This window comes from Pseudomonas sp. HMWF006 (assembly GCF_003061205.1).
Taxonomy (GTDB): domain Bacteria; phylum Pseudomonadota; class Gammaproteobacteria; order Pseudomonadales; family Pseudomonadaceae; genus Aquipseudomonas; species Aquipseudomonas monsensis.
Map to the genome: position 1 here is coordinate 1 of NZ_QAIU01000641.1, position 1,092 is coordinate 1,092.

2 protein-coding genes and 1 pseudogene are annotated in these 1,092 nt (G+C 59.4%); 1 reads left to right on the forward strand and 2 read right to left on the reverse strand.

Features of this window, described 5'->3' with window-relative positions:
• Nucleotides 1–196 (reverse strand): annotated as a pseudogene (locus DBR24_RS29685) (SAM-dependent methyltransferase); the annotation flags it as partial.
• Entirely contained in the window at nt 196–498 is a 303-nt protein-coding gene (locus tag DBR24_RS29690; protein WP_128616478.1) for a MazG-like family protein, read from the reverse strand. The gene DBR24_RS29690 and the pseudogene DBR24_RS29685, both read right to left, overlap by 1 nt.
• 165 nt (nt 499–663) lie before the next feature.
• Between DBR24_RS29690 and DBR24_RS29695 the strand changes: the two genes are divergently transcribed.
• Nucleotides 664–957, forward strand: coding sequence for a hypothetical protein (locus DBR24_RS29695; protein ID WP_115985475.1), 294 nt, complete (start codon nt 664–666; stop codon nt 955–957).
• Nucleotides 958–1,092 lie beyond the last annotated feature (135 nt).

Sequence of the window (1,092 nt, forward strand, 5' to 3'; positions counted from 1 at the left end):
CGTCATGCCCGCGTTCGGCCAGCCACAATGACATGTGGCCGAGGCCGCCACCGATATCGAGCACCCGCAGCGGCCGATCCGGCAGCGCTTCAGCGAGGTCGGCCTGCAACACCGCGAGGCGAATCGCGCCTTTGGCGCCGCCGTAGATTTTCTCGGCGAACCGCGTCGCCAACTGATCGAAATGCCGGTCGCTCATCAGCTGAACCGCCGTTCGCTGTCGGCGAGCTTGGCGCGCACCACTTCGTTCATGTCCAGGCCCAGTTCACTGCAGAGCAATAACAAATACAGGACGATATCGCCGACTTCCTGCCCGGCATGCGCCAGTGTTTCCGCCGGCAACTGGCGCGACTGGTCTTCGCTCAGCCACTGGAAAATCTCCACCAGTTCGGACATCTCGACGCTGGCGGCCATGGCGAGGTTTTTCGGGCTGTGAAATGGTCGCCAGTCATTACGGTCGCGAATGGCGTGCAGGCGTTCGGTCAATTCAACAAGGTTCATCGGGCTCTCCTGAAGGCGTATAGCTTCGGGGGGATACGTCCTGAAGGCAAGCGGCGCGCTGCGCTTTTGGTGGGAGCGGGCTTTAGGCAAACCCTCTATAGTTGCAGGGAACTCGGCCACCTCCGCTGCGGCCCAAGGCTCAGCTCTTTTCATCAGGATGCACACATGCAGGTAGAAAGCTTTTTCGAATGGCTCGGCCAGGCACTCGGCTCGATCATCCGCTTCATCGTCGATGGGCTCAGCGGCTTGTTCAACATTCTGAGCAACGCCGGCGGCAATTTCGTCGATGGGCTGGCCAGGACGCTGGGCATGGACACCTCGATCATCAGCATCCTCGCGCTGATTGTCGGCTTGATGCTGTTGTGGTCAGCGATCCGTGCGTTCATGAATGCGTCGATCATTGCCGGGATCATCTGGTTGCTGCTGGGGTTGTGGTTACTGAGCTGGATTATCCATTAACGCCTTCAAAAGCCCCTCACCCTAACCCTCTCCCGGAGGGAGAGGGGACTGACCGGAGTGTTTTCGAGAAATACACCGACTTGCAATACCGCGTCGAACTCCGGTTTTGAAAACGCCAGAGATCGGCGCCCTCTC